This window comes from Leptothrix mechoopdaensis (SeqCode) (assembly GCF_053893855.1).
The window spans coordinates 229,246-248,964 of sequence record NZ_CM132699.1; the positions used below are offsets into that span (position 1 = coordinate 229,246).

18 protein-coding genes and 1 riboswitch are annotated in these 19,719 nt (G+C 70.3%); of the genes, 5 read left to right on the top strand and 13 right to left on the bottom strand.

Annotated features, from left to right (window positions below):
• Positions 1–178 precede the first annotated feature (178 nt).
• The 8 genes from ACWA7K_RS01060 to ACWA7K_RS01095 all read right to left on the bottom strand — a co-directional run bounded on the left by ACWA7K_RS01060 (position 179) and on the right by ACWA7K_RS01095 (position 7,577).
• Positions 179–1,402, bottom strand: a complete 1,224-nt coding sequence (locus tag ACWA7K_RS01060) for a type IV pilus modification PilV family protein (protein ID WP_456164790.1) — start codon at positions 1,400–1,402, stop codon at positions 179–181.
• Positions 1,392–2,681 (bottom strand): hypothetical protein, encoded by a 1,290-nt coding sequence (locus tag ACWA7K_RS01065; protein ID WP_456164792.1) that lies wholly within the window; start codon positions 2,679–2,681, stop codon positions 1,392–1,394. Before ACWA7K_RS01065 ends, ACWA7K_RS01060 begins: the two co-directional genes overlap by 11 nt.
• Positions 2,682–2,684: 3 nt before the next feature.
• Positions 2,685–3,422, bottom strand: coding sequence for a PilW family protein (locus ACWA7K_RS01070; protein WP_456164794.1), 738 nt, complete (start codon positions 3,420–3,422; stop codon positions 2,685–2,687).
• Entirely contained in the window at positions 3,419–3,901 is a 483-nt protein-coding gene (locus ACWA7K_RS01075) for a type IV pilin protein (protein ID WP_456164796.1), read from the bottom strand. The genes ACWA7K_RS01070 and ACWA7K_RS01075 overlap by 4 nt, the downstream gene beginning before the upstream one ends.
• Positions 3,895–4,470 carry a hypothetical protein gene (locus ACWA7K_RS01080; RefSeq protein WP_456164798.1) on the bottom strand — a complete coding sequence of 192 codons (576 nt, stop codon included), beginning with the start codon at positions 4,468–4,470 and terminating at the stop codon, positions 3,895–3,897. Before ACWA7K_RS01080 ends, ACWA7K_RS01075 begins: the two co-directional genes overlap by 7 nt.
• Before the next feature lie 128 nt (positions 4,471–4,598).
• Positions 4,599–5,042, bottom strand: coding sequence for a transcriptional regulator NrdR (gene nrdR / locus ACWA7K_RS01085; protein WP_456164800.1), 444 nt, complete (start codon positions 5,040–5,042; stop codon positions 4,599–4,601).
• 16 nt (positions 5,043–5,058) lie between these two features.
• Complete coding sequence (glyA, locus tag ACWA7K_RS01090) at positions 5,059–6,309, bottom strand: serine hydroxymethyltransferase (protein ID WP_456164802.1); 1,251 nt, start codon at positions 6,307–6,309, stop codon at positions 5,059–5,061.
• A 100-nt stretch (positions 6,310–6,409) separates the two neighbouring features.
• Positions 6,410–6,540: riboswitch (ZMP/ZTP riboswitch) on the bottom strand.
• Between the two features lie 77 nt (positions 6,541–6,617).
• Positions 6,618–7,577, bottom strand: coding sequence for a transglycosylase SLT domain-containing protein (locus tag ACWA7K_RS01095; protein WP_456164804.1), 960 nt, complete (start codon positions 7,575–7,577; stop codon positions 6,618–6,620).
• Positions 7,578–7,835: 258 nt separating this feature from the next.
• Here ACWA7K_RS01095 and ACWA7K_RS01100 point away from each other — a divergent pair, with 258 nt between their 5' ends.
• On the top strand, positions 7,836–9,410 hold the full coding sequence (locus ACWA7K_RS01100) for a UbiD family decarboxylase domain-containing protein (protein ID WP_456164806.1): 1,575 nt from the start codon (positions 7,836–7,838) through the stop codon (positions 9,408–9,410).
• Between the two features lie 273 nt (positions 9,411–9,683).
• Here ACWA7K_RS01100 and ACWA7K_RS01105 read toward each other — a convergent pair whose 3' ends face one another.
• On the bottom strand, positions 9,684–10,484 hold the full coding sequence (locus ACWA7K_RS01105) for a YdcF family protein (protein ID WP_456164808.1): 801 nt from the start codon (positions 10,482–10,484) through the stop codon (positions 9,684–9,686).
• A 118-nt stretch (positions 10,485–10,602) separates the two neighbouring features.
• On the opposite strand from ACWA7K_RS01105, the gene msrA reads away from it, so the two are divergent.
• Positions 10,603–11,163, top strand: a complete 561-nt coding sequence (gene msrA / locus ACWA7K_RS01110; protein ID WP_456164810.1) for a peptide-methionine (S)-S-oxide reductase MsrA — start codon at positions 10,603–10,605, stop codon at positions 11,161–11,163.
• Here msrA and pdxH read toward each other — a convergent pair whose 3' ends face one another.
• Positions 11,164–11,814 (bottom strand): pyridoxamine 5'-phosphate oxidase, encoded by a 651-nt coding sequence (gene pdxH / locus ACWA7K_RS01115; RefSeq protein ID WP_456164812.1) that lies wholly within the window; start codon positions 11,812–11,814, stop codon positions 11,164–11,166. It abuts the gene before it with no gap.
• Between the two features lie 241 nt (positions 11,815–12,055).
• Here pdxH and ACWA7K_RS01120 point away from each other — a divergent pair, with 241 nt between their 5' ends.
• Entirely contained in the window at positions 12,056–12,682 is a 627-nt protein-coding gene (locus ACWA7K_RS01120) for a nucleotidyltransferase family protein (protein ID WP_456164814.1), read from the top strand.
• A 38-nt stretch (positions 12,683–12,720) separates the two neighbouring features.
• Here ACWA7K_RS01120 and ACWA7K_RS01125 read toward each other — a convergent pair whose 3' ends face one another.
• Complete coding sequence (locus ACWA7K_RS01125) at positions 12,721–13,362, bottom strand: gamma-glutamylcyclotransferase (protein WP_456164816.1); 642 nt, start codon at positions 13,360–13,362, stop codon at positions 12,721–12,723.
• Positions 13,363–13,506: 144 nt separating this feature from the next.
• Here ACWA7K_RS01125 and edd point away from each other — a divergent pair, with 144 nt between their 5' ends.
• On the top strand, positions 13,507–15,336 hold the full coding sequence (gene edd / locus ACWA7K_RS01130; protein WP_456164818.1) for a phosphogluconate dehydratase: 1,830 nt from the start codon (positions 13,507–13,509) through the stop codon (positions 15,334–15,336).
• 69 nt (positions 15,337–15,405) lie between these two features.
• Positions 15,406–16,029 (top strand): bifunctional 4-hydroxy-2-oxoglutarate aldolase/2-dehydro-3-deoxy-phosphogluconate aldolase, encoded by a 624-nt coding sequence (gene eda, locus ACWA7K_RS01135; protein ID WP_456164820.1) that lies wholly within the window; start codon positions 15,406–15,408, stop codon positions 16,027–16,029.
• A gap of 52 nt (positions 16,030–16,081) precedes the next feature.
• On the opposite strand, the gene msbA is transcribed toward eda, so the two are convergent.
• Together msbA and ACWA7K_RS01145 are read right to left on the bottom strand one after the other, a co-directional pair.
• The gene (gene msbA, locus ACWA7K_RS01140; protein WP_456164822.1) at positions 16,082–17,809 is read right to left on the bottom strand and encodes a lipid A export permease/ATP-binding protein MsbA; all 1,728 of its coding nucleotides are present in this window, start codon (positions 17,807–17,809) and stop codon (positions 16,082–16,084) included.
• Positions 17,810–17,924: 115 nt separating this feature from the next.
• Positions 17,925–19,715: a hypothetical protein gene (locus ACWA7K_RS01145; protein ID WP_456164824.1), complete on the bottom strand. Its 1,791-nt coding sequence runs from the start codon at positions 19,713–19,715 to the stop codon at positions 17,925–17,927.
• Between the last annotated feature and the right edge of the window lie 4 nt (positions 19,716–19,719).

Consider the following 19,719-nt stretch of genomic DNA (forward strand, 5'->3'; position numbering starts at 1 on the left):
CCGGGCTGAAGCCGGGCACCGGTGTGATCACCAGCGGCTCAGGCAGCGGCGAGGGCAGGGGGACCGGCTCGATCGGGTTCGGGGCCGCGGGGTGCGAGGGCGACGCAGGTGTGTTCATGGCGGGGCGGTCGTGAGGAGGCGCGATTTCAACGCAGTTTTCCGGGCGACGGCTCCATCCTCACGGCGGCTGGTGCGGCACCGTCGTCGGAGGCGGACCGAAGGTGGTCGCCCACAGCAGCGGCGGCGCTCCCTGGGGACAGCTGGCGCCGGCCCGCACGACCAGGAAGTTCTGGTCGCCGAGCGGGCCGTCGACTGCGAGGTAGAGGGCCGGATGCTCCGCGTTGCTGATCCGGCCGTCCTGATCCTGGTCGACGCTGTAGCGGCAGACGCGCCGCACCGGTGGCGCCGGCGGCAGGCTGTCGACGGTGCCGATCGACCAGCCGTTCGGCACGATCTCCAGCCGGCCCGACCAGCGCGGCGGCAAGCCGCTGCCGGCCACCACGCAGCGGTAGCGCACGACTCCGGCGGGGAGGGGGATGCTGGCGGTGGCGTTGGCGTTGGCGTTGGCGTTGGCGTTGGCGGCGGCATCTGGCATGGCCTTGGGCGCGTCGACCGCGCAGTCGGTCTCGGGTGCGGTCAACGCGGGTGCGGCCGGCCGCATCACCATCGTCAACGGCAGCGCGGCAGAGGGCGGGTCCAGCACCTCGGCCGGACCGGGTTGTGCGGTGTCGGTGGCAAAGCGCACCACGCCGCTGAAGATCAGGCCGCCGACCGCGACGCAGTCGGTCACCTGCGGACCCGCCGTGCCGATGCCGCCCGCCACGAGCCCGCCGCAGCGCGCGACGACCGCGCCGGTGCGGTCGTCGATCAGCCAGACCGTCGCTTCGCCCGGACGCGGCTGCCAGGCGCTGCGGCCATCGCCCAGCGGTGTCGCGCCGGGCGGGATCAGGGCATGCCGGGGCACGGGCCAGGCGGCGCCGGAGGCATCGAGCCGCGCGGGCGTCCGGTCGAGCACGGTCAGGGCCGACAGTGCGGCCTCGCGGTCCGGGTCGGCCGGCATCAGGGTGTCGAGCACGACGGCCTCGAACGCACCCGGCCGGACCTGCCAGCGCGCGACGCTGCGTCGGCGTCGAAGGCCGGCGGGGCCGGCCGCGTCCTCGGTCTCGATCGTGATGCCGCCGGCGTCCGATGCCGGCTCGACCGGCCAGCCGGCGCGCAGGCGCTCATGCCGCGATTGCACCGCCAGCAGCGCGTCCAGCCGCAGACGTTCCCGTTCGGTGCCCGACGCCATCACCGACTGCAGGCGCAACAGGGCCACGAGCGCGAAGGCCAGCACCGCGAGCGCGACAAGGGCCTCGATCAGGCCGATGCCCAGCGGCCTTGGCGCGAGATCACGGGCCATGGTCCCGCCAGCTTCCGGGCAAGGCCATCCAGCTGCCGACGTGGCCGCGCATCGCGGCCAGAACCTGGGCGTCGTGGATCAGGTCGACCGGCCCGTCCAGCATGGCGTCTCCCCAGGTCGTGACCGCGCCTTGCCAGCGGCTGCCGGCGCCGTCCGGCGTGGGGCCGGCATGCCAGTCGAGGGCGCCGGCGATCAGCCAGCCGACGCCCTGCACCGGTCCGGTCATCCGCGCGGTGCCGTCGACCACCAGCAGCAGCGGCCGGTCGACGCTGCCCCAGGTGCCGCTGGCGAGGTTCAGCTCGCCGTCGATCCACAGCGCGCGGGCGCCATCGGTTCGTGCGGCGGCCAGATCGGCGGTGCTGCAAGCGCTGGTCGGGCAGGCCACATGGCGCAGGCTGGGCAACTGACGCATCAGCGCGGCCGAGGCGCCGAAGTGGCGCCACCAGCGGTGTGGCGCGCTGCGCAAGGCCACCCGGTCGGGGCTGACCTGGTCGTCAGGGCTGCTGCCGGGCGGCCCCTGCACACGGCTTCCGTTGGCCAGCGTGATGGCGCCGCCGGCCTCGATCACCGGTCCGCCGCTGCCGGCGGTGCCGCGGACCGCCCGGCTGCCGGCGCCGAGCCGGACCGCGCCGCCGGCCGACAGCGCGGCGTCCGGTGCGCTGGCCAGGTCGCCGAGCAGGGCCAGCGTCAGGTGCAGACGGCGGATCGCATCCGGCGGCGTCGCGCCGATCGGTTCGACCACCGCGCAACCGGGCACCGCGTGGCTGCAGCCGGTGACCGACAGGGACAGCAACGGCAGGCCGCCCGGATCGCTGACCGGCACCGGCCCCGGCGCGAGCTGCAGCAGCCAGGCGGGGTGCGGCGCGCCGTCGCCGGCCGGTCGCGGCGGCGTCGCGGCGCTGACCACGCCGTTGGCCTCCGACGTGACCCCGGCGCAACGCCAGCCTTGGGGTGTTGCCGCGTCCTGGGTGCAGGCTTGTGACGCGCCATCCTGGCGAGGGCGAGGCCACGCGCCATCGGGCCAGACCACCAGGCGTTCGCGAGCCCCGCCGGATGGCACTCCGGCCTGGTTCAGCGAGGCGGTGACCCAGGACACGCCCGCTTCGGCGGCCTCGTGCGCGGCCGCGCCCTGCACCTGCCGGCCGACCTGCCGGGTCTGACCCAGCAAGGCCTGGTGGCTGTGCAGCAGGAACAGCAACAGGCCGAGCAGCAGCAGCATCAGCACCGGCAGGCTGCCGGCACCGCGCTGGGCGGATCGTTCGCGTGCAGGCCTGGACATCGTTCAAGGCCCGGGGCAATGGCCACGCAACTCGTCGTTGCGGACCTGCACCACCCGGCGCAGCTGCTGCGGACGGTCGGGTGCGGCGGGGTCGTGGCCGTCCAGCTCCACGCTCAGCAAGCGGATCACGCGCTGGGGCGGGCAAGTCGTGTCGCCGGGCGGGCAGACGGGCCAAGGGCAGTGCGCCAGCAGGTCGACGACACGGTCAAGGCGGCTGACCTGCCAGCGTGTCACGCGCAGGCGTTGCGGATCGGTCAGGGCCTGCCAGCTGTCGCCGCTGCCGGGTGACAACGCGGGGCCGGACAGGCGCAGGTCGATCGCGCGGGTGGCCGCATTCAGGCGCAGCGCGCTGGCCTCGTCGGCATCGCGGCCGGTGTCGTCGAGCAGATCGGGGTGGTCCGGACTGCTGCGGCCGTAGCTCCAGGCCGGCAGGGCGGTCTGCCCGGCCGGGCCCGGTGGCAGCAGTGCGGCATGAGGGTTGGAGCGGGCCTCCGGCGTGGCCGCCAGCCATGCCTGTTCGGCCCGTCCCCAGTGGCCGGCCCGCCTCAGCTCGCGCATCGCCAGGTCGACGACACGATGCAGCGCCAGGGTCAGGCGGGCGTCGGCCAGTTGCCGGCGCTGCTGCGCGAGCTGGCCCAGCACGAAGGTGGTGGTGCTGGCGACCACCATCAGGCCGATGGCCAGCGCGACCAGCAGCTCGACCAGCGTCAGGCCCCGCCGTGGTTGCGGGTGCCGGTTCACCACGGTCCCCAGCAGCGGCGGTTGCGGTCGTCGTCGTTGTCGAGCCCGTCGTCCGGGCCGGACCGCCAGCGCAGCAGGCCGGCGTCGACCTCGATGGCCAGGTGCCGGCAAGGCAGGTCGTCGGACTGTCGTCCGGTGGCGGTGGCCCGGATCCGGTAGGCGACGTCGGCACGTCCAGGATCCAGGTCGACCGACAACCGGTAGTGCCCGGCCTCGCTCGATGGCGACAGTGGCAGGCCCTCGCTGCCGAAACGATCGGCATAGACGGCGGTGCGGCTGCGGTGCTGTTCCTCGGCCTGCTGCAGGCGCATCAGGGCGGTCTGGCCGTCCATCCTCCGCAGGCGTTGCAGACGTGATTCGTAGCTCGGCCAGGCCAGCGTCGACAGGATGCCCAGCATCGCGAGGCCGACCATCAGCTCGACCAGGCCCCAGCCGGTTGACACGGTGCGCGGCCGGGTCCGCCAGGGGCGGCTCAACATGCGCCGACCCCGGGCCAGCGCGGCGAGACCGGGTCCGCGACCACGCTGCACAGTCGCACGCGGCCCAGCAGGTTGACGACGTGGCGCAGCGGCGGCAGACCGGCGGCGCTCAGCTCGATGCTGCCGCTCGGGCTCATGTTGCCCAGACGCGGGTCGACCCGCAGGCTGGCGATGTTGGCCCGCATCAGCAGATCGCGGTTCGACCAGCTGCGCGCCTGCAGCAGCCGCGCGCCGGTGGTGCATTGCGGCGTCGGTCGGCCGTTGACGAGCGAGCTGCAGCTGCATTGCGCGGGCTCGCCGCTGTGCAGCAGCCAGCAACTGCCGTCGACGCCGCTGTGGAAGGACACGCGCAGGACCTCGTCGCCGGCCAGCGCGCTGGCGCGCAGCAGTTCGAGGTCGGCCAGCAACTGGGCCGAAGCCGCCTCGACGCGGCGTCTCGCCTGGTGCTCGGTCCAGCTCGGCAGCAGCGTCTTCAGCAGCACGGCGACGAGCGCGAGCACGAACAGCGACTCGATCAGGGTGTGGCCGCAGGCCGGGCTTCGGGCAGGTGGGGGGTGGACGGTTGACATGGCGCTCGGTACAGGACCGGGCCAGTCTCGGGCCACCCGTGGCGGGTGGCGCACCCCCAGGAGAGGGCATCCGCCACGGCGGCCCCCCCCCTGTCGGAGGGAGGCGCGCGGAGATCAGCCTGCAGCGATCAGATTTCCTTGATCAGCTTGCTGAACGCGTCGATGTCCTCGAACTCGCGGTAGACCGACGCGAAACGCACGTAGGCGACCTTGTCCATGCGCTTGAGCTCGCGCATCACCAGCTCGCCGATGCGCGAGGTGGTGACCTCGCTGGCGCCGCTCGAGAACAGCTTGTCCTCGATGCGGGCGATGGCCGCGTCGATCAGGTCGACGCTGACGTTGCGCTTGCGCAGCGCCAGGCTCATCGAGGCGCGCAGCTTCTCGCGGTCGAACTCGCGCCGGTCGCCGTTCTTCTTGGCGACGGCCGGCATCGCGAGTTCGGCCCGCTCGTAGGTCGTGAAGCGCTTGTCGCAGGCGCTGCAGCGCCGTCTGCGCCGCACGGCGTCACCCTCGTCGGACTCGCGGGTCTCGACGACGGTGGTTTCCTCGTGGGCGCAGTACGGGCAGCGCATCGACGACGACCGGCGCTTACTTGTAGACCGGGAAGTCGCGCGTCAGCTGGGCGACCTGGGCCTTGACGCGCTCGATCACCGACTCGTCGTTCGGCGCTTCCAGCACGTCGGCGATCAGGTTGGCGACCTGACGGGCCTGCTCTTCCTTGAAGCCGCGGGTGGTCATCGCCGGCGAGCCCAGGCGGATGCCGCTGGTGACCATCGGCTTCTGCGGGTCGTTCGGGATGCCATTCTTGTTGCAGGTCATGTGGGCACGGCCCAGCAGCGCCTCGGCTTCCTTGCCGGTCAGGCCCTTGGGGCGCAGGTCGACCAGCATCACGTGGCTCTCGGTGCGGCCCGAGACGATGCGCAGGCCGCGCTGGGTGAGCGTCTCGGCCATCACGGCGGCGTTCTTGACGACCTGTTCCTGGTAGGCCTTGAACTCGGGCTGCAGCGCTTCCTGGAAGGCCACGGCCTTGCCGGCGATGACGTGCATCAGCGGGCCGCCCTGGATGCCCGGGAAGATCGCGCTGTTGATCTTCTTGGCGACCTCGTCGCCCCGCATCAGGATCAGGCCGCCACGCGGGCCGCGCAGGGTCTTGTGGGTGGTGGTCGTGACGACGTCGGCGTGCGGCACCGGGTTCGGGTAGACGCCTGCGGCGATCAGGCCGGCGTAGTGGGCCATGTCGACCATGAAGTAGGCACCGACGGCCTTGGCGACGGCGGCGAAGCGTTCGAAGTCGATGCGCAGCGCGAAGGCCGAGGCGCCCGCGATGATCAGCTTCGGCTTGTGCTCGTGGGCCAGGCGCTCCATCGCGTCGTAGTCGATGTCTTCCTGAGCATTCAGGCCGTAGCTGACGACCTTGAACCACTTGCCCGACATGTTCAGCGGCATGCCGTGGGTCAGGTGGCCGCCTTCGGCCAGGCTCAGGCCCATGATGGTGTCGCCGGGCTGCAGCAGGCCGAAGAACACGGCCTGGTTGGCCTGCGAGCCCGAGTTGGGCTGGACGTTGGCGTGGTCGGCGCCGAACAGTTTCTTGGCGCGGTCGATGGCGAGCTGCTCGACCACGTCGACGTACTCGCAGCCACCGTAGTAGCGCTTGCCGGGATAGCCCTCGGCGTACTTGTTGGTCAGCTGCGAGCCTTGCGCGGCCATGACGGCCGGCGAGGTGTAGTTCTCGGAGGCGATCAGCTCGATGTGCTCTTCCTGGCGCAGGACTTCGGCGTCCATCGCGGCGGTGAGTTCGGGATCGATGGCATCCAGGGTGTGGGTGGCGCGGTCAAACATGTGGTGCGGTCCGATGTCTAGGGTTGCAGGCCCCGACCGACGGCAACGTCCTTCGGCCCGACCGATGACGGCGCATCGGTGTCGACGGAGCTGACGTGGAGGAGGTTGCCCAGGCGCACGGCGGAAACCGGCAGGTCCAGACAGGCTGGCTCGCTGCGGTCCACGCTCCCTGGTGGTGACCCACCTCGGACCGCGTTGCGCGGCCCTTGAACGCCAGTTGCGTGGCGGCGCGAGTGTAGCGGAAGGAGGGGTTTTCGAGCCCCTGGGCGACGCGCCGGAGCGGGCTCGCTCCGGCACATCTCACACCATCAAGGGATCAGTGCGACCTGCTGGTCGGGGGTGACGGCGCCAGCGATCTTGGCCGGCTTGGCGACCTTGGCAGGGGCGACCGGGGCGGTCGCCTTGACGGCGTTCTTGCCGGCCGGGGCCGAGGCGGTCGCCTCGGCCTCGACGGCCGGCGTGCCCTGTGCGGTGGTCACCGGCGGCACCGGCAGGCGGGCGGTCGGCGGCACCGAGCGGCCCTGCAGCAGCTGGGTCATGAATTCCTGCTCGGCCATGACCTTGAAGGCGTAGCCGCCATCGTCGGGCAGGTTGGCGGCGCCGACGTAGTGGCGCAGGCCGCCCTCGACCGAGCCGGCCGTCGCGATGCAGTCCTTCAGGACCTGCACGCCCACGCGCAGGTTGGTCAGCGGGTCGAACGCGGCGTGGTTGCCGCCGAAGGGCTCGTACTTGTCGTCATGGACGCGGGTCATCACCTGCATCAGGCCCTGGGCGCCGACGGCGCTCTGGGCGAACGGGTTGAAGCTCGACTCGACCGCGACGATGGCCAGGATCAGCGTCGGCTCCAGGCCGACCCGGCGACCCAGGCTCCAGGACTCCTGCACCAGCCGGGCGACCGGTTCCGGCGCGACCCGGTAGCGGCGCGACAGCCACTGCGCCACGACCGACTGCTGGCGGTTCAGTTCGGACGGATCGACCGCCGTGGCGCGATCGACCGCCGACAGGTCGCCGTGGTCGAACAGGTCGCCGGCATCGGTGGTGCGGGCTTCCTGACGCTGCAGCAGCCAGTCGAGCGCCTGCGCCTCGAGCGTGCCGCGGACATCGGCGCGACCGCCGATCACGAAGGTGGCGCTCAGCACCGCCAGGCCAAGGACGGCCAGGCTGTTGTGACCCACGGCCAGAAGACCGTGACCCAGATCTGCAAGAAACACCCGCGTCGAGGCAAGGATGCCGTCGCGCAGCTGTGCCCAGGATCGGAATGTGGACATGACACTCCTTTCACTTCTCAGGCGAGGGGTTCAGCGACACACGGCCGAAGGGGGGGCCGGGCTGACACCTCGATAATCCCGCCGCTTCGGACTGCTGGGGCTGAGCCGGCGATGCGCACTGTGCTCAGGTGCGGCGGGGTCGAATGGCCCGGGGCGACGTACTGGTACAAACCCGGAGCCGGTTGATCGGGGCGGATTCTATGCACCGTCCAAATAACCGGTCAACTATGAGACTTTGCTTTCTTATCCCGAAATGTGATGAAGTACCCAGACCTCCGCGGCTTTCTCGAACTCCTCAAGAAGCGTGAAAAACTGCTCGAAGTGGCGGATCCCGTCTCGACCCATCTCGAGATGACGGCCCTGTCGGACCAGGTCTTGCGTGCCGGTGGTCCGGCCCTCCTGTTTCGAGCGCCATGCAATGGTCACAAACGCTTTCAGGCGCCGGTGCTGACCAACCTGTTCGGCACGCCCGAGCGGGTGGCGCTGGGGATGGGCGCCGATGACGTCTCGTCGCTGCGCGACATCGGCCACCTGCTGGCCAGCCTGAAGGAGCCCGAACCGCCGCGTGGCCTGAAGGACGCCGGCCGGCTGATCCAGATGGCCAAGACCGTCTGGGACATGAAGCCCTCGGTGGTGCGCAACCCGGTCTGCCAGCAGGTGATCGTCGAGGGTGACGACATCGATCTGGCCGACCTGCCGGTGCAGCACTGCTGGCCCGGCGACGTTGCGCCGCTGATCACCTGGGGACTGGTGATCACGCGCGGCCCGCAGTCGGTGCCGCGCCCCCGGCTGCGCCAGAACCTGGGCATCTACCGCCAGCAGGTGATCGGCCGGCGCGAGGTCATCATGCGCTGGCTGGCCCATCGGGGTGGGGCGCTGGACTTCCGTGATTTCGCCCGCGCCAACCCGGGCCGTCCGTTCCCGATCGCGGTGGCGTTGGGGGCCGATCCGGCAACCACGCTCGGCGCCGTCACCCCCGTGCCCGACAGCCTGTCCGAGTACCAGTTCGCCGGCCTGCTGCGCGGCGCGCGCACCGAACTGGCCGCGTCATCGGTCGGCGAGGGCGACCTGAAGCTGCAGGTGCCGGCGACCGCCGAGATGGTGCTCGAAGGGCACATCCCCGTCGCCGAACCCGGCTGGACCGGCCTGAGTGACGCTGGCGTGCCGCTGGCCGAACGGGGGGGCTACCTGCATGCGCTGGAAGGCCCTTACGGCGACCACACCGGCTATTACAACGAGCAGGACTGGTTCCCCGTCTTCCGCATCGACCGCCTGACGATGCGCGACAACGCCCTCTACCACTCGACCTACACCGGCAAGCCGCCCGACGAGCCGGCGGTGCTGGGCGTGGCGCTCAACGAGGTCTTCGTGCCGATCCTGCAGAAGCAGTTTCCGGAGATCGTCGACTTCTACCTGCCGCCCGAAGGCTGCAGCTACCGCATGGCGGTCATCAGCATCCGCAAGAGCTACCCCGGCCACGCCAAGCGGCTGATGTTCGGCCTGTGGAGCTTCCTGCGCCAGTTCATGTACACGAAGTTCATCGTCGTGGTCGACGACGACGTCGACGTGCGGTCCTGGCAGGAGGTGATCTGGGCCATCACCACCCGGATGGACCCGGTGCGCGACACCACGCTGGTCGAGCACACCCCGATCGACTACCTCGACTTCGCGTCGCCGGTCTCCGGGCTGGGCGGCAAGATGGGTCTGGACGCGACCAACAAGTGGCCCGGCGAGACGAACCGCGAGTGGGGTCGGACGATCGAGATGGACCGCGACGTCAGCCTCCGTATGGACGCGCTGTGGCAGCGCCTGCAGGCCGGCGGCAAGTCCTGAACGGGGCGATGACGAACCGGGCCGGATGTCAATCCAGCGCTGTCGATGACGTCGCGGCGGTCGATCGAAACGCTTGGGTTGCGACGCCGCAGCGACAGGACTAAGGTTCACCTGTCTGCCGATGAAGGCAGGCACTTCACTCCGCGCAGTCTCTGCGTGGAAGGGACCCCGGACGATGATCCTCCGGAGTCCCGACGGGTGGCCTCGTGCCCCCATCGGCCCGCCGCTGAACCCTGGTTCTCGGCGGGCCAACTGCTTTCAGGGCCGGATGTGTCAGGCGCCCAGCCACAGGCCCAGCAGTTCGTGCAGCTGGCGGCGCACGTCGCGCGCGCCGCTGCCGTCGGGCAGGAAGTCCAGCAGTCGGCGCTCGGCCGGCTGCAGCCGACCCATCGGCGCGGGCGTGACCGGCAGGTCCGGACCGGCCGCCTCGCGGAACGCCCGCAGCGCGCGTGGCATGTGCGAGGCGTGCGTCACCAGCACGATCTGCCGCACGCCGGCGCCGCGCAGCAGCGCCACCGTGGCGGCAGCGTTCTCGCGCGTGTCGCGGGAGCGGTCCTCGATCCAGCGCAGCGGCTGGCCGTAGTCCTCGCGGGCGATGCGGGCGGCGATCGAGGCCTCGCTCGGGCCGTCGAGCTGGGCCCAGCCGACCCCGCCGCTGTAGGCCAGCGGCCACGAGGTGCGGCGCGCCAGCCAGAGGCCGTGGTGCAGCCGGGCCAGCGCCGTCTCGGTCAGGTTGCCGGCGCCGTCGAGCGCCTCGACGCGGGCCTCGCGTCCGCTGCCCAGCACGACGATCGCGACCTCGTCGGCCGACCGCACCGAGGCCTGCAGCCGCTCGCGCGCGTTGACGTCCAGCGCCGGTGGCGGCTGCAGCACCCGGTCCTGCAGCCATTGCGCCGTGACGCCGCAGGCACCCAGCCACAGCAGCGCCAGCGCGACGACCAGCGCGGACAGGCTGCGACGCGGCCAGCGCCGCCGCAGCAACAGCGCAGCCGACGCCAGCAGGATCGGGCTGGCGGGCGGCAGCAGCAGGGCGGACAGGACCGGCTTGAGTTCACCGGCGATCAGGTCAAGCATGTCGATTGGGCGAAGATGAGGCGGCGCGCATCATCGCCAGAACGACGTTGGCGGCGGCTGAACGCCCGCACGCCCACCCGCCGCGCGATGCGTCCTTCACACATCCGGAGCCCCTGACATGTCCGATCCCGTCGAATCTCCCGCCGTGACGCCCGCCCTGATCACGCTCGGCGGCGGCTGCTTCTGGTGCCTGGAGGCCGTCTACCTGCAGGTCCGTGGCGTGCTGGCGGTCGAGAGCGGCTACTGCAACGGTCATCGGGTCCAGCCGAGCTACGAGGCGGTCTGCCAGGGCGACACCGGCCATGCCGAGATCGTCCGCATCCGCTTCGACCCGGCGCAGGTCAGCCTGACGCAGCTGCTGCAGATCTTCTTCGTCGTGCACGACCCGACCACGCTGAACCGTCAGGGGCATGACGTCGGCACGCAATACCGCTCGGGCATCTACTGGCACACGCCGGACCAGGCCGACGTCGCGCGCGAGGTCATGCGCGAGGCCGCCGAGGCCTGGGGCGCGCCGATCGTCACCGAGCTGCTGCCCGAGGCCAACCACTGGCCGGCCGAGGACTACCACCAGCGCTACTACGAGCGCCACCCGTACCAGGGCTACTGCGCCCACGTGATCGCGCCGAAGCTGGCCAAGTTCCGCCAGGTCTTCGCCCGCCTGCAGCGGACGGACTGATCAGGGCGCCAGGCGCTCGCGGACCCAGTGCCCGGTCGCTTCGGCCGCCGGGTCGAAGCGGTAGACCAGCCGGTCGTGCAGACGCGACTTGCGGCCTTGCCAGAACTCCCAGCGGTCCGGCACCAGCCGGTAGCCGCCCCAGTGCGGCGGACGCGGCGGGTTCAGGCCGTGTTCGATCGCGGCGCGCGCGGCGGCCGTGACCAGCTCGGTGCGCGAGCCGATCACCCGGCTCTGCGGCGAGGCCCAGGCGCCCAGGCGCGAGTCCAGCGGCCGCGAGGCGTAGTAGGCGTCCGACTCGGCGGCGTCGACCGGCTCGACGCGGCCCTCGATGCGCACCACCCGCTCCAGCTCGACCCAGTGGAACTGCAGCGCGGCGTACGGGTTGCCGGCCAGTTCGCGGCCCTTGCGGCTGTCGTAGTTGGTGAACCAGACGAGGCCCCGTTCGTCGCAACCCTTGATCAGCACGATGCGGGTCGACGGCCGGCCGTCGGCGCCGACGGTGGCCAGCGTCATCGCGTTGGGCTCGGGGATGCCGGCGGCCAGGGCGTGTTCGAGCCATTGCTCGAACTGCTGCAGCGGTCGGGCGGCGGCGGCGGCCTCGTCGAGTTCGCCCTGTTCATAGCTCTTGCGGAGGTCGGCGATCGGCTTCATCCGGCCAGTATAGGAAGCGCTTTTCGGCGCCTTGTCCGCCTAGCACTTGCACTTAAGTGAACTCACCACTTCCTGCAGATCGGGGGTGGCGCGCACAGTGTGAACCCAACGGAGTACCGGCCTGAAGTCTTCCGGAAGGAAGGCTGATCCGAGTCTCTGCATGACCACACGCACCAGGGAAGGCCGTGTGTGCCCGGCGCCGAACCGCAACAGGTCTCGCCGGGCATGGCGACAAGACAACATGAGCAGCGACCGCAACGAGCCCACCGTCGTCATCGTGGGCGCCGGACGTGGCCAGCGCTTCGACGGCGAAGGTCACAAGCTGGCCCAGCCCTTCGGCGCCAGCACGGTGCTGGAGACCACGCTCGAGAGCGTCGTCGCCAGCGGCCTGCCGCTGGTCCTGGTGACCACGGCACCGCTGGTGGCACTGGCCCAGCAGGTGATCGCCGCACGCGACATCGTGCTGCTGCCGCCGGTGGGTTCCTACACCGGTGAACCCCTGGGCATGGGCTACACGATCGCCAGCGGCGTCGCCGCCCGGGCCCATTCGCGCGGCTGGCTGATCCTGCCGGCCGACATGCCGCTGCTGCGCCCCGGCACCTTGCGCAAGGTGGCTCAGGCGATGAGCCAGTACCCGGTCGTCTACCCGCAGCATCGCGGCCGTCGCGGACATCCGGTCGGCTTCTCGGCCGAACTGTTCACCGAGCTGATCAGCCTGACCGGCGACGAGGGCGCGCGTCGCCTCGTGGCGCGCTATCCGGCCCACGGTGTCGATGTCGACGACCCGGGCGTGCTGGTCGACATCGACACCCGCCGTGACCTGGAGGCCGCCCGCGCCTTGCAGGGCGAACCGGCCGCGGACGTCTGACACGACAAGGTCTGACGCCTCGACGGCCGTCGCCGCGCTCAGCGGTCCGTGTCGCCGCTGCCGGGCGGCGCCTGCAGCCCGTGACGTCGCGCCAGCGCCACCAGCGCCTGCACCTGCGGGTCGCGGATGCCGTGGCGCTGCAGCGCGCGGGCGGTGTCGAGCAGGTAGTCCAGCGTGCTGCCGTGGCGACCGCGGGCATGCCGCAGGATGTCGATCAGCTCGGCCTCGCCAAGGTCGCGGGCATGCCGGTCGCTGCGGCCCGGCAAGGTGAAGCCGAGGGCGATGACCGGGCCTTCGGCCGTCTGCGCGCGCAGCCAGTGCGGCCGGTAGGGGCTCGCTTCCATCTCGCGCAGCCAGAGCGCCTCGAAGACCGCCTCGGCCTGTCCGTCGGGCACCCGCTGGACCACGCCGGCGCACGAGCCGCCGGGCAGCAGCGCGAACACCAGCCCGGGCCGCTGCGGCGTGCCGCGGTCGCGCAGCGAACGCATGCGCAGCGCGCGGTGGTGGCCCCAGACCCGCGCCGGCAGTGCCTGCAGCGGCTCGAAGGCCGGCTTCCAGATCAGCGATCCGTAGGCGAAGACCCAGAAGCCATGACCTTCGTCCAGACGGGCCCGGACCTGCTTCCAGACCTGTGCCCGGCCGGGCATGGCACGGGTCGGCGGGGTGTCTCGCGTGCTCATGCCGGCAGTGTCGCCGGAGACCTTTCGGGCGACCCTTGATTTGACGCTGTAACTTAGTTTCGTTCTAATCGACCGGTCGGTTTCATGCCCGGATGCCCCACCGAGCCCGGGTCCCTCCGCCCCGTTTCCAGCCGCCAGCCACCGATGAAGTCCTCCGTCATTGCGCCCATCAGCGACATCACCGCGCGCATCCGCGAGCGCAGCCGTGTCACCCGCGAGGCCTACCTCGCCCGCACCCGCGCGATCGCCCAGCGCGACCGCGGCGCCGACCGCATGGGCTGCGCCAACGTGGCGCACGCCTTCGCCGCGCTGCCCAGTTCGGACAAGTTCCGCGTCGTGGCCGAGAAGGCGCCCAACATCGGCGTCATCACCGCCTACAACGACATGCTGTCGGCCCACCAGCCCTACGAGGGCTTCCCGGCCGTGATCCGCGACGAGGCCCGGAAGCTCGGCGCCACCGTGCAGGTCGCCGGCGGCGTGCCGGCCATGTGCGACGGCGTGACCCAGGGCCTGCCCGGCATGGAGCTGAGCCTGTTCTCGCGCGACACCATCGCGATGGCCACCGCCGTCGGCCTGACGCACGACGTGTTCGATGCCGCGCTGCTGCTGGGCGTGTGCGACAAGATCGTGCCCGGCCTGCTGATCGGCGCGCTGCACTTCGGCCATCTGCCCTGCGTGTTCGTGCCGGCCGGTCCGATGAGCACGGGCCTGTCCAACAGCGACAAGTCCAAGGTCCGCGAGCAGTTCGCGCAAGGCCTGGTCGGCCGCGACAAGCTGCTCGAGGCCGAGTCGGCCGCCTACCACGGCGCCGGCACCTGCACCTTCTACGGCACCGCCAACAGCAACCAGATGCTGCTGGAAGCCATGGGCCTGCATGTGCCCGGTTCGGCCTTCGTGCACCCGCACGCCGATCTGCGCGAGCAGCTGACCCGCGAAGCCGTCCGCCAGGTCCTGAAGCTGCGCAAGGGCCAGCGCTACACCCCCATCGGCGAGCTGGTCGACGAGCGCTGCATCGTCAACGCCATGATCGCCCTGCTGGCCACCGGCGGCTCGACCAACCACCTGATCCACTGGGTCGCCGTGGCCCGTTCGGCCGGCATCCTGATCGACTGGACCGACTTCTCCGACCTGTCCGCCCACGTGCCGCTGCTGGCCCGTGTCTACCCGAACGGCAAGGCCGACGTGAACCAGTTCCAGGCGGCCGGCGGCCCCGGCTTCGTGCTGCGCGAGCTGCTCGACAGCGGCTGCCTGCACGGCGACGTCATGACGGTGGCCGACGGTGGCATGGCCGCCTACGGCACGCTGCCGGCGATGGCCGCCGACGGCGCGCTGGCCTGGGCACCGCTGCCGGCCGAGTCGGGCGACGAGACGATCGTGCGCAAGGCCACCGCGCCGTTCAGCGCGACCGGCGGTCTCAAGCTGCTGCAGGGCAACCTGGGCCGCGGCGTCATGAAGGTCAGCGCGGTCCCCGAGGACCGCCATGTGATCGAGGCGCCGGCGATCGTGTTCGACAGCCAGGACGCCCTGCACGTCGCCTTCAAGAAGGGCGAGCTGGAACGCGACTTCGTCGCCGTCGTGCGCTTCCAGGGCCCCAAGGCCAACGGCATGCCCGAGCTGCACAAGCTGACGCCGCCGCTGGCGGTGCTGCAGGACCGCGGCTTCCGCGTCGCGCTGGTCACCGACGGCCGCATGAGCGGCGCATCGGGCAAGGTGCCGGCCGCCATCCACGTCAGCCCAGAGGTGCTCGGCGGCGGTCCGCTCGGCAAGGTCCGCACCGGTGACGTGGTGCGGGTCGACGCGGTCGCCGGCACGCTCGATGCGCGGGTCGATGCCGCCACCTGGGCCGCCCGCGAGATCGAGACCCGTTCGGACGCGCTGGCCGACGACGCCGGCCACGGCCTGGGCCGCGAGCTGTTCGCCGGCATGCGCCGCAACGTCGCCACGGCCGAAGAGGGCGCGATTTCCTGGCTCTGAGCCCGCACGCCTCTGTCGCTTGTCTCGTCTTCGATCCACGGCATTCCCCGCATCCACAGGAAGCTCCGCATGAACACGCTCGATCTGGTCCAGCACGGCCCCGTCATCCCCGTCATCGTCATCGACCGCGTCGAGGACGCCGTGCCGCTGGCCCGCGCGCTGGTCGCCGGTGGCGTCAAGGTGCTGGAGGTGACGCTGCGCACGCCCGCCGCGCTCGACTGCATCAAGGCCATGATTGCCGAGGTGCCCGATGCCATCGTGGGCGCCGGCACGGTGCGTTCGATCGCCGACGCGAAGGCGGCCAAGGACGCCGGCTGCCAGTTCGCGGTCAGCCCGGGCTACACCGCCGAGATCGGCCGCGCCTGCCTCGACATCGGCCTGCCGCTGCTGCCGGGCGTGTCGACCGCCAGCGAGGTCATGATGGCCAACGCCGACGGCTACCGCTTCCTGAAGCTGTTCCCGGCCACGGCGGTCGGCGGCGTCAACCTGCTGAAGGCCTTTGCCAGCCCGTTCCACGACGTCGTGTTCTGCCCCACCGGCGGCATCACGCTGGAGACCGCGCCGCAGTTCCTGTCGCTGCCCAACGTCAAGGTCTGCGGCGGCTCCTGGCTGACGCCGGCCGACGCGGTCAAGTCGGGCGACTGGGCCCGCATCACCCAGCTGGCCGCCGACACGCACAAGCTGCGCGGCTGACGCATCGGGGCCGGGCGGCCCCGATGGCTCACTGGCTCACCGGCTCACCGGCTCAGGTGATCGCCTGGGCCTTCACCATGCTGGCGTAGAGCCGGTCGCCGGCCATCAGCTCCTCGTGCGTGCCGGCTTCCAGCACGCGGCCGTCGCCCATCACGTAGATGCAGTCGGCGTTGCGCACGGTGCTCAGCCGGTGCGCGATCAGGATGATGGTCTTCTCGCCCTGCAGCTGCTCGATCGACTGCTGCACCGCCCGCTCGGACTCGGAGTCCAGCGCCGAGGTGGCCTCGTCGAACACCCAGATCCGCGCGTCCTTGTAGAGCGCGCGGGCAATCGCCAGGCGCTGGCGCTGGCCGCCGGACAGCCGGCTGCCGTTGGTCCCGACCGTCGTCTCGACGCCCTCGGGCATGCGCTCGACGTGGCCCCACAGGTTGGCCGCGCGCAGGCACTGCTCGATCCGGGCGGGGTCTTTTGGCAGCACGTAGGCGACGTTGTCGGCGATCGAGCCGTCGAACAGCACGATGTCTTGCGACACCACCGCGAACTGCCGCCGCAGCGAGGCCTTGCGGATGTCCTTCAGGTCCAGCCCGTCGAACGACACCTGACCCTCGGTCGGGGCAACGAAGCCCAGCAGCGTGTTGATGACCGTCGTCTTGCCCGACCCCGAAGGCCCGACCAGCGCGATGGTCTGGCCCGGCCGGATGTGCAGGTCCAGGCTCGCCAGCGCGGACTGCTCGCTGCCCGGGTAGCGAACGGTGACCTGATCGAAGCGCAGTTCGCCGTTCGGGCGCTCGGGCAGCACGCGGGTGCCGTGGTCGGGCTCGGGCGGCGTGTCCATCAGGTCGAAACAGGCCTTGGCGCCGATCAGGCCGCCGATGATCGGCTGGGTCACGTCCGTCAGGTGCTTCATCGGCGAGATCGTCATCAGCATCGCCGTGATGAAGGCGATGAAGTCACCCACCGTGGCGTTGCCCTGGTTGGCCTCGACCAGCGCCAGCGTCAGGATCAGTGCGACACCGAGGCTCGACACCGTCTGCGTCAGCGGCGTCATCGTGGCGCCGGCGGCGATGCTCTTGAGCGTCATGCGCCGGAAATGCTGGGCCTCCTGGCGGAAGCGCTTCTGCTCGAACTCGCCGGCATCGAAGGTGCGCACGACGCGCCAGGCCCGGATGATGTCGTCGACGATGCCGATCAGGCGGATCTGCGATCCATAGGCCTCGGCGCCCAGCCGCAGCACCCGACGCTGGACCGTGCGCACGACGTAGGCCAGCGCCGGCGCGATCACGAAGGTGATCAGCGTGAGCTTCCAGTTCAGATAGAACAGGTAGCCCAGCATCGCGATCAGCGTGGTGCCGTCGCGCAGCACGGTGATGACGGCGCCCGACAGCGACGCCATCGTCGAGTTCGGGTCGTTGATGACGCGCGAGGCGGCCACCCCCGGACTCAGCGAGTTGTAGAGGCTGGCATCGGCGCCCACCACCGCCCGCAGCAGGTCGTTGCGCAGCGAGAACACCGCCTTCGAGGTCGATGACCCGAACAGGTAGGTGCCGACGAAGGACAGCAGGCCGCGCACCACGAACAGGCCGATGACGATCAGCGGCAGCAGCCAGACCGGCATGGGGCTGTTGCCGTTGAAGCCGCGGTCCAGCAGTTCCTTCAGCAGCGCCGGGATCGCCGGTTCGAAGGACGCCGAGATGAAGAAGCAGGCGACGCCGCCGAGGAACTCGACCTTGTGCGGAGCCAGGTAGCTGATGAGGCGGGCGGCGGTCTTCTTGTGGTTCATGGGGGCGTGGGGGCAATCGGCGGTCTCGATGCGACCGGTTTCGGCGCACCGGCCATCGAGGGGGCGCCCCGAGACTGGCCGACCGGCGATTATGCCCAGCGCTGCCTGCCGGGTTTCAGGCCGCCAGCCGTTGCAGCGGCCGCGCCGCACGCGCCCGCAGGAAGTCGTCGACCTTGTCCTGCAGGCGTTGCTGGCTGGCCGCAATCATCGGGTCGTATTGGCTGTTCTGGATGCCCCAGAGCGTCGACTGACTTTCCGAACGGTGTCCGGCCAGGAATGGCAGGGTGGTCACGACGCGCAGCCCGGGATACTGTTCGAGATACCGGTCGATGGTGTTGCGGTGTATCGATCGGTTGCCGATCTTCCAGCGACTGATGATGTCCATGGCGCGCCGTCCGTAGATGTTGCAGACCATGCTGGTCATGCGGTCGATCGTCACCAGGGTCCTGCCTTCATATTCCTCGACATGAAGCACGCGGGTGTCCTGATGCAGGTCGGCAATCAGGGCGGCGAAAATGTCCCAATCACCCTGGCGATGCCCCAGCATGCGGCGGATGCTTTTCAGCCGGCGTTCGGTTTCCGGGTTCAGGACGGCATCGTCCTCAAACACCAGCAGGTCGGGCAGATCCTGTTCGAGCGCCTTGCGGCAGAGAAACTTGTAGCTCAGCGCGCAGCCTTGCCAGCCCAGCGGCTGGCGCAGGCCCTCGAAGATGCGTGCACCGAGTGGCGTCTTGTGGCGCACCAGACGGTGCCGATCGACCGATTCCGGCAAGGACAGGCAGATGGTGTCCGAGGGAATCTGCCAATCGAGCGTCAGTTCCTGGAACTTCCGTTCGTCGATCAGTTGCTGGGCCAGCAGGAACCGGCCGAACTGGTAGCGGAATTTCGTGTCACAGGCCTCCAGCAGGGGCGTGGGGTCCGGTTGCGGTCGCGCCAGACGTTCGCGGATCGCCGCGACCATCGCCTCGACATTCCCCAGTTCGACAAAACCGACCCATTCGGCCAGATGCCCGTGTTCGATCTGGTCGGCGCAGGTCTCCGACACCACCTGGGCGCCAAACGACAGGCATTCGTGGATCCGGGTGGTCTCCAGCGGCGCGTCCTCGTAATAGTGGATGTTCAGGACCACCCGCGTGCGGCGCAGCAGTGCATGCAGCGCCTCGCCGAACAGGTTCGTCTCGATGCGGATCGGGATCTGGCGCGCCACCTCGGACAGGACGTGCCGGCGCACGTCGTTCATCGCGCCGTAGAACAGCACGTCGATCGGTTCCTCGTCCGGCCCCGAGAGGTCGATGTCGACCCGGTGCTGGCCCTGAGCCTGGACACCGACATGAAAGGTCTTCGGGTATTCGATGCCGCGTTCTGCCAGTTTCGCGAGGTTGTCGGTCGAATAATCCAGGACGGCCCGCGCCGATCGCAGGAGTTTCAGATAACGCTCGTCCTGCCACAGCGGCGCCTGGCATTGCTCGAACTGGAAGATCACCATCTTGTCGCCCGGCGGCAGATGCAGGAAAACCTGGGGGCAGAGCACGATGTAGAGCCCGAGATCGAATACCGGATGTTCCGCAGGGTCGATCGCCACGGCCTCCAGGCCGGCCGCGGCGAGGACACGCTCGATCGCCCGGGCGACGAACGCGGTATGCGGCGGACTCAGGATACCGATTTTCCCGGCATTCCCGATCGGGCGATTCAGGCTGGCCAGCATGTACTTGTACTTGATGGCGCCGCGCCGATTTCGCAGCGCCTTGTAGAAACCCAGCTTGGCGCGATACCAGAAACCGGTCCAGCGATCCGGGCGTGCCGTGCGATTCTCGGGTCTCGATTCGGCAGGTACCGGCAGGGTGTGCGATTCGATCTCGTGGAGTCGTTCCGACAACTGATCGATGATCGCCAGCAGGTCCGTCAAGTCC